This window comes from Crateriforma spongiae (genome assembly GCF_012290005.1).
Classification (GTDB): domain Bacteria; phylum Planctomycetota; class Planctomycetia; order Pirellulales; family Pirellulaceae; genus Crateriforma; species Crateriforma spongiae.
In genome coordinates, this window is sequence record NZ_JAAXMS010000019.1 from 1 (window position 1) to 8,298 (window position 8,298).

4 protein-coding genes are annotated in these 8,298 nt (G+C 53.9%); 2 read left to right on the top strand and 2 right to left on the bottom strand.

Annotated elements, in window-relative coordinates; all coding sequences use genetic code 11:
* Positions 1-88: 88 nt before the first annotated feature.
* Together HFP54_RS24870 and HFP54_RS24875 are read right to left on the bottom strand one after the other, a co-directional pair.
* Positions 89-1,777: a sulfatase family protein gene (locus HFP54_RS24870; RefSeq protein ID WP_315853977.1), complete on the bottom strand. Its 1,689-nt coding sequence runs from the start codon at positions 1,775-1,777 to the stop codon at positions 89-91.
* Positions 1,778-1,868: 91 nt separating this feature from the next.
* Positions 1,869-4,250, bottom strand: a complete 2,382-nt coding sequence (locus HFP54_RS24875; protein ID WP_168567260.1) for an arylsulfatase — start codon at positions 4,248-4,250, stop codon at positions 1,869-1,871.
* Between the two features lie 965 nt (positions 4,251-5,215).
* Here HFP54_RS24875 and HFP54_RS24880 point away from each other — a divergent pair.
* The gene (locus HFP54_RS24880) at positions 5,216-6,439 is read left to right on the top strand and encodes a DUF1573 domain-containing protein (RefSeq protein WP_168567261.1); all 1,224 of its coding nucleotides are present in this window, start codon (positions 5,216-5,218) and stop codon (positions 6,437-6,439) included.
* A 647-nt stretch (positions 6,440-7,086) separates the two neighbouring features.
* Complete coding sequence (locus tag HFP54_RS24885; RefSeq protein ID WP_168567262.1) at positions 7,087-8,052, top strand: hypothetical protein; 966 nt, start codon at positions 7,087-7,089, stop codon at positions 8,050-8,052.
* Positions 8,053-8,298: the final 246 nt, after the last annotated feature.

Below are 8,298 nucleotides of genomic sequence, written 5' to 3' on the forward strand. Positions count from 1 at the left end.
AAAACTGATTTAGTAAACAGTGCCTAACAGATAGATCTTGCCTTGCGTGACGGGACTCCCCCCGCCGCATCGTCGTACGTCCCGACAATCATTTGTCGTGCTTGTTTTCCCCAGGGATATAGCGTCGTCGTCCTTGCCGCGATTTCGCATACGTCGCAGAGATCTTGCGGGCCTGCACGCGGTCGTCGGGGGTATCGTCCCAGTGTTGTTGAATGACCGCTTCGACCGCGGCAGATTCCGATCCCGTGTCTCCAATCAATGCTCGTTTTTTAGCAAGCCGACGTTTCAGGTCTTTCACCACATCGGCATAGTCTGGATCGTCGACGACGTTGGTTAGCTCCAGCGGATCGGACTGCAAATCGTACAGTTCCCAAGCCGGCGGTGTCCGCGGTTTCCCACGGTCTCGGAAATCCATTCCGTAGAAGAACATCAACTTGTATCTTTTGGTTCGAATACCAAGGTGGCCGGGGACGTCGTGATGGGCGATGTGCATCCAATAACGGTAATAGGCTTCTTGTTTCCAGTCCTCGGGTTCGATTCCCGTTTCGCACAATTCGCGGAACGACCGACCTTGAACCTCGGGCGGAATCGTCGCATCCGCAAAATCCAACAACGTCGGTGCCAAGTCGATGTTTTCGATCATCGCGTCCGTTCGCACATTGGCCGGGATCGCGGGAGGATAGTGCATGATCAACGGGGTACGCATCGATTCATCGAACATCCATCGCTTGTCGATATAGTCGTGTTCGCCCAGCATCATTCCCTGATCCGACGTGTAGAGAATGATCGTATTATCAAACAGATCGTTGCGTTTCAGATAATCAAACAATCGCCCCAAGTTATCGTCGACGCCTTTGACACAGCGCAAATAATTCTTCAGGTAGGTTTGATACGCCTTCACGGCGGCGGCACGGTCCGACAGCGACGGATCGTCCGCATACATGTGCGTGTAATTTCGAAACGGATTTCGACGCGTGACCGATGTTCCGATGTGTGGCAACAACTGGTCGTTCACGCCCCTCGTCGCCAGGGAACCGAATCCGGCCGACTGTCTCCACATGGAATCGGGAATCGGAATGTCAGTATCACGCAGGTAATCTTCATAGCGCGGCGCGTACTCAAAAAAATCGTGCGGCGCTTTGTAGTGGTGCATCAGGAAGAACGGACGATCCGCGTCACGCTGATTGGCAAGCCAGTCCAGCGTCAGGTCGGTGATCGCGTCGGTGGAATGCTTGCCTTTGACCTGAATCAGATTGTCTGGCCATGCCGTTTCACCACGCACCTGAAAGAATGGATCGAAATATTTGCCTTGTCCCGGAAGAACACAGTAGTGATCAAAATCAACAGGCTCATGGGTCAGGTGCCATTTGCCGATCACTGCGGTTTGGTAACCCGCCGCACGCAACTGCCGTGGCAACGTGTGGAACTCCGGCGACAGGCTGTCGTCCAGGTCGCGGGTATTGGTGGTGTGCGAATACCGGCCGCTGATCACGCTGGCTCGCGACGGGGTGCAGATGGAATTGCTGCAAAAACTGTTCTCCAGCAGCATTCCGCCCTCGGCCAGTTGGTCCAAGACCGGCGTCGGGTCGACTTTCGCAAGCCGTCGCTGATAGGCCCCGATCGCCTGCGACGTATGGTCGTCGGACATGATGAACAGGATGTTGGGCTGGCCAGATGCCTGTCCATCGATAGCGTCGGAATCGCTCGCTCCCCGGCATGTTGTTACCGCCAGCAATGCGAATAGCGACAACACAAAACATCTTGCACAGTTCATCATGACCTCGCGAATGCGACTCTGGGGGACCGATCGGGCGGTCCGATAGATTAGCCGATGATGAACGCTGTGTTTCGGTTGTGCACGATCGGTGCTAATGGCTGTCCGGATGGGTCTCAATGACAACGCGGTGAATCTGACCGTTGAATTTGCTCGTTTCCCGTGTGTACGCTCCGCTGACAGGCGTCTCCATGTCGACGCCCACACCGGCGGTTTCGTCAGCCGAATAGATGTTCGGTTCCGTCTTGGGGACGTGCCCAGTGGCGACCGATTGGCCGTTGACCGATAGCGTTACCGTCCCGCCTCCGCCGCGGCCACCCTCATAGTCGAAGCTCATCTTCAACGTTGATTTGCCCGCGGGTAGCGGAGACTTGCCAGAGACCTTCGTTTCTTGAAGTCCCAGATAGTTGTAGACGAAGACCGGAATGCCCTTGTCAAGATAAAGACTGTAACCACCGAATCGTCCACCCTGGGCCAACACCACTCCATGAGTGCTCGCGTTATTGGTTTCCAAGTCGGCTTCGATGCTATAGGACGTGTTCTTCGTGTTGATAAAATCGTTCTCCAGCAGTCCGAACATGCCTTCGGATAACTCCAGCTTGGTGCGACCGAACATCAGATCGGGGCGGCCGGCAATCTGAGGGTTCGCAAGCTCGATCCGTCGATCATCCATCGGCAAGACGTTGTAGGCGATCGCCTCACCGATGAAACGATCTTGAAGTTCGGCAAGCTTGTCGGGGTGCTGGTCGGCAACGTTCGTCGACATGCTGAAGTCTTCGGCGACGTTGTACAACTCCCAGACGTCATCTGCGATCCGGTTCTGCGGCTCGCCCCAAGGCGGCGAGTGGATTGTGCGAGCCATCCATCCATTTTGGTACAACGCACGATTCCCAAACATCTCGAAATACTGAATCGTGTGACGGTCCGCGGCGTCCGGGTTGTCGAAGCTATAGACCATGCTGACGCCCTCGATCGGTCGTTGGGGAATTCCGTCAACCACTTTGGGCTGCGGGACCCCGATGGCTTCCAAGATGGTCGGAACCACGTCGATCACGTGATGCCATTGGCTTCGCAATTCTCCTTTGGATTGAATTCCGTTGGGCCAATGAACGACCATTCCCTGTCGGGTGCCACCGTAATCCGAAGCGATTTGCTTGGTCCAAGCGAACGGTGAATCGTAGGCAACCGCCCAACCGGCGGCCATGTGTGGATAGGTTTCAGGTCCGCCCCACTTGTCGTAGTACTGCAGCATGAACTCAACATCCGATCCCTTCGGCTCGGCGTTGAAGTAAGTCATTTCGTTGTACAACCCGTTCTCGATGCCTTCGGCGCTCGTGCCGTTGTCACCGGCGATGTAGAAAATCAACGTGTTGTCGATTTCACCCAAATCTTCCACGGCTTGTACCAGGCGACCAATTTCCGTGTCGGTCATGTCGATATACGCCGAGAACACTTCGGCCTGTCGCGAAAACAGCTTTTTCTCGTCCGCCGACAAATTCGCCCAGTCCTTGATCCAGTCTGGTTTCTCGGCCAACTTCGTTCCCTTGGGAATCACGCCGCTGGCCAACTGGCGTTGATAGATCTGTTCTCGCAGGACATCCCATCCCTGATCAAACCGTCCCTTCTGTTTTTCGATATACGACTTTGGCACGTGGTGGGGGGCATGAGTCGCGCCCGGTGCGAAATACATAAAGAAGGGTTTCTCGGGCGTCAGCGACTGCTGAAATCGCATCCAATCAATCGCCTTGGTCGTCATGTCGGACAGGAAGTGATAATCCGGCTGGTCAGGCGTTTCGACGCGATTTTCGTTGTGATAGATGGTCGGCGTCCATTGGTTGGTTTCACCGCCTAGAAATCCGTAAAACTCATCAAACCCTTGGCGATTCGGCCAACGCGACATCGGTCCCGACGGGCTGATTTCCCAAACGGCCGTCTCATGCCATTTCCCGTACGCCGACGTGCTGTAGCCGTTGTAATTCATCATCTTTCCGATCGCGGCGACATCGTCGGGCAGAACGCCGGTGTAACCCGGAAACGATGTGGCCAATTCGGTAATCTTGCCCATCGCGGCGGAATGATGATTGCGACCCGTTTTCAAAGCTTGGCGTGTCGGTGAACAGAGCGCCGTGGAATGAAATTGGTTGTAAAAGATCCCCTGCTTGGCAAGCTTGTCGAACGTATCGGTCTTGACCGGACCGCCGAAATGACTGGTTCCGCCGAATCCAAGATCGTCCACCAAAATGATGATCACATTGGGGGCACCCTTGGGCGGTTTCACTTCAAAAACCGAAGGCGTTCCCATGTCACGCGCGTCCAGCGTTTTAATCGGCGGGATGGACGGCGGCTTGATCGGCAGGACCTCGCGGTCCTCAAATGTCGGTGTCGGCGGCTTGACCTTGCCGGCTTCTTCAGCCGAGCAAACGGTCCCCCAAATGATCAGGGTGGTGGGAACGAGCCAACGGATGACCGCTTTCATAGGAATGCCCTCAGTTGTGACCCTGCGTCGACGGCGTCGAGACGAAGGGAAGCATGGATTGATCAAGGTGGATAAGAATTCGACGAGCAACACGCGTCTCGCCTTGCTATTCAGCCAAGGCGAATGGAAAGGCGAACAAGTAAGCAGCGGACCGTTCTATCAGACATTTTACGGTACAAGCGACTGTTCACTCAGCCGGATGCGATGAATACACCATACCGACACAACAATTTCATACACCAAGTGAACGTCTGTGGCCCCAAGTACTCGTGTCTTTGCGATGCTGCCTTCTCAATCGTTACCTGCCGCGAACCCAGCGTCCCATAACGCAATTCCTGCTAAGCAACAGACAGCAATCCTTGTCGACTGAAATCTGGAGCATCGCTCACGATCCCTCTCACGCACCGAGAGGCAAGACGAGAAAGTCACGGCCATCCAAAACAAAGCAACCGACAAGATTCCCATCTCGCTCGAACCTGTCGAAACGCAATCCAAAACATTGAAAAGACGCCTGACCCCTTTGGCGTGTTTGACCCCTTTGGCGTGTTAAAAGCGAACGAACCATGCGAACAATCAAGACGAGCAAACGACAAGCCGGGCCACCGATCCGACAGAAATTTCCGTCGCGAGACGGTCAAAACCGCAATGAACGGTCGCTTGATTGAGGCCTAGACACAAGTTGACGTGAACGTGCCAATCGACCCCCTCCTCAAACCGCTTTCCCGGAACCATGACGGGACCGGCGAAATTCTGATTTGACGAAAAAACACGGCCACGGCGAGGACGACCCCTCACTTCGCTTTTTCGCGGACGCATCGTAGTGCGGAAGCTGCCATCCGTCCTCTAGCGACAAGTGGTAGAATCTTCACAAAATGTTTTTCGAAAAAGTGTTTTCCTAGAGCTTCCAACTGCTACGATTGATGTTAACGACAGTCAGCATTGGCGGCATTCGCATGGGGTAGAATATGTTACTGTTTTCTGTTCGATTGTTTTTGAACGACATTCGGTTGTTCCTGATCCTGGTGGGCACCATTTCCTCGGGGCGAGTCTTGATGATTCCCCGAGCCGACACGGCCTTCGTTGCTGCGATAGCCTTTGTACTCGTCTCGGCGGGATCGCCCGGAAACTCGTCCCTCCTAGCCGATGAACCTCAAGTCGTAATCGAGAAATCGATTGACCTTGATAGGGCTAACGCAGGCCAGGGCCTCTTGGGTGCGAAGGTTGATCTTGGGACAATCCCGTCCGGTGAGCGTGTTCGCGTCAAGCTGAAAGTAACGAACCGAACTTCGCAGTCGCTCGCATTTCCTCGGATAAAGGCGTCTTGTTCATGTATGAAGGGAACTATGGATCCAAGTGAGATACCGCCTGGCGAAGTGTCTCTAATTGATATGGTGCTGAGCACTGAAGGGAAGCAAAAGAAGCCAGAGAGCGGAGTGTCCATCGCTCTTCTCCATGGATCGGATCCTCTGGGAAATGCTCGGATAGACGTGCGATACCGGCTTTCTGGAATGCTGGCGTTTGTCGACAGCATGAGTGTTGCCCACATTGATCCAGATGCCTCTCTCGCAACCGTAGAGATTCCCTTCTATTTCACCAAACCCATTAGTTTGGCTTCGCTCGTTGTGAGCGCAAAACCAACCTTTGGTGAAGAAGCGGTGGTTGAGCGAGGCGACAATCCTGAACTGGGTGTCATCAAGTTAAGACTGAATGTCGCTGATTTACCCCCGAGCGGATTGACAACCACTGTTTTCGTCGACGATCCAGGGTCTGGCAGGATGGCCGACAGCATACTTCTTGTGCGACCAAACGAGATCGTCACCGTGAGTCCGCGGACCCTGCGTTTCTTGCCACGCGAAGAAGGCGGATTTGAAACGCATACGATTGTCCGCATTAAGGGCGAAGAAGAAGAGGAGGACGAAACGCCATCTGAGGCGAAAGAAGGCCACGCTGCAAGCATTGAGGCGAGGATTGGCCGGCGGGCGTTGCGAGTAAACGCCAAGCATATTGGTGCTGACGTGTACCGCGTACAACTCATTTGCTCGGACGAGCTGATGAGTGCCATCACTGACAGCGACCCAAGGCCGAACATGGTTGTGAACTGGTCTATTCTCTCCACAGACCTGAAGGCAACTCACAGTTCGCCATTCAAAGTTGTCCATTCTCGTTTGAGTGGGGCGGTTTCGCCGTAGGCGCGGTGAACCGTCGCTTTTTACCCCAATAGTATTGGAGCATTCAATGCGATTGTCTCACAGAACCTTCGTGGCCACCTGTCTTGCCGCTCTAGCATGGTTGTCCGCCTCTAACCTGCACGCCTGCACCGTTTTCGAGAGCGAGTCGTGCGGGCCAGCAACGAATTGGTCAGGTTGCGACCCGGAAACAGCTCAGCCAGACCCGGACACCGGCGAGTTAACATGCGCCGATTCAGTGCAGTACAAAGACACGGGCAACAGCTACTTGGTTTCGCGTGATGCCGAGTGCGACGAATCTGGCGTGACCGGTGTAAGCTTGATGCCGAACGCTTACATTGTCTGCACCTACATACGTGGCTGTACAGGGATGTTTCCGATAGTCGGAAGCACCGACAAGCTTTGCGCGGCAACGGCGGCAGATCAACAAGGGCTCTACTATGGAATGGGTGTGTTCCAGTGGACGGGGACATGCACAGTGGACTGCAGCGGATACGGACAATAATCTCCGCCGTGGTTTACCGTAAATCGGTGTGGTATCACTGAACGGAACATTAGGCTACTGCACCTCACTGCCAGCCGTCGCTAGACGCGACGACTGGCGGTTCTTAATCCGCCAGCAATTCTCAACTGCGTCGAAGGTATCTTACATGCGTCAAGTATCTGCCATTGCAACATTCGTTGCCACTTTGGGCATTTGCACCTTATGTTCGCAGCCTTGGGCGTCTGCCGATGGAGAAGCAAGCCCAGAAACGCTCGAGGCCGTTTCTTTCTTCGAAGCCTACCGAGGGAACTTGCTTGCAATCGATTCGTTCGATGTTCTCATGTCCGAGACGGATTCATTCATGTCAGAGGGTCGTGTAACAAGAGAGGTAAGCCGAAAAACACGCTTGCTGCTTGATTCAGCAAACGATGCACGGCTGTTCGCACAATCCACCGAAATCGAAGAAGACAACGGAAAACCCAACGAACGGATTCTTGGAGCAGGTTGGCGCGCGGCGGTAATGCACCTTGGCAAGGTGACCGAGCGCGAATTCCCCGGGAATATTGAAGAATTCGCAAGCCTTCCAGAATTTGCTTTCAACCGCAGTTTCACGCTTCCTGAAATTAGACTAATTGGGATTTATCCGTTTCCCCCGCCCAACATGGGAAACAATTGGGTGGAGAACCAGCTCGATGTCATGGCTACTGCGAGGCCGGGCTATTCCGTAACTGAGTCGGGTAAAGATGGCGTCTATATTGCTCATGACTTCTCGAAAGTGAGCGAGGAAGGCGACACCAAACGAGAATGGGTATTTAGTGTTGATGGGCTAGTTGTGAAATCGTACCGATTGACCATCTACAACAAAGTTACGAAACGCTGGGTGCCTCACAATCAAGAATTGATCAAATGGGAGAGTATTGGAGGCGTCTTTGTACCAGTGTCGATTTCGGGAGAGCAACGCGTCGCTTCCAGGAAAAAGGACGGGACAATTGGCATTAACTTCCGGCTGTATGACGTCGAATTTGATTGGCGAAGTGTGAACCAAGAGATGGATCCAACCAGGTTTGACTCTCAATTGGTCGTTAATCTTGAAAACGTGAGAAATCTGGTGTCGGCGGAGGCTTCGGATTGAGGTTCTAAAAACCTGGATTAGGATTAAGGGGACGGGGGGAGGTTTCGACCCGGACTAAAAAAGAGGCCTGACCCGAATGGCACTTAATCCACCTAAGTCTCATGCCTCACCGGGTTTGTAGTCGCGTCGTGGCTTCTGCATCAGCTTGTAGCCTTTCGCTCGTCGCTTCAGCACGCGCGGCTCGTAGCGATCGGGACGATTGCCGACAACTTGTCGTCTGCAACTCTGAAACAGCACTTCGCACAA

Excerpts from the sequence above, each read along its gene's own strand:
- HFP54_RS24870 (WP_315853977.1), bottom strand. The coding sequence starts at position 1,777 with ATGATGAACTGTGCAAGATGTTTTGTGTTGTCGCTATTCGCATTGCTG.
- HFP54_RS24875 (WP_168567260.1), bottom strand. The coding sequence starts at position 4,250 with ATGAAAGCGGTCATCCGTTGGCTCGTTCCCACCACCCTGATCATTTGG.
- HFP54_RS24880 (WP_168567261.1), top strand. The coding sequence starts at position 5,216 with ATGTTACTGTTTTCTGTTCGATTGTTTTTGAACGACATTCGGTTGTTC.
- HFP54_RS24885 (WP_168567262.1), top strand. The coding sequence starts at position 7,087 with ATGCGTCAAGTATCTGCCATTGCAACATTCGTTGCCACTTTGGGCATT.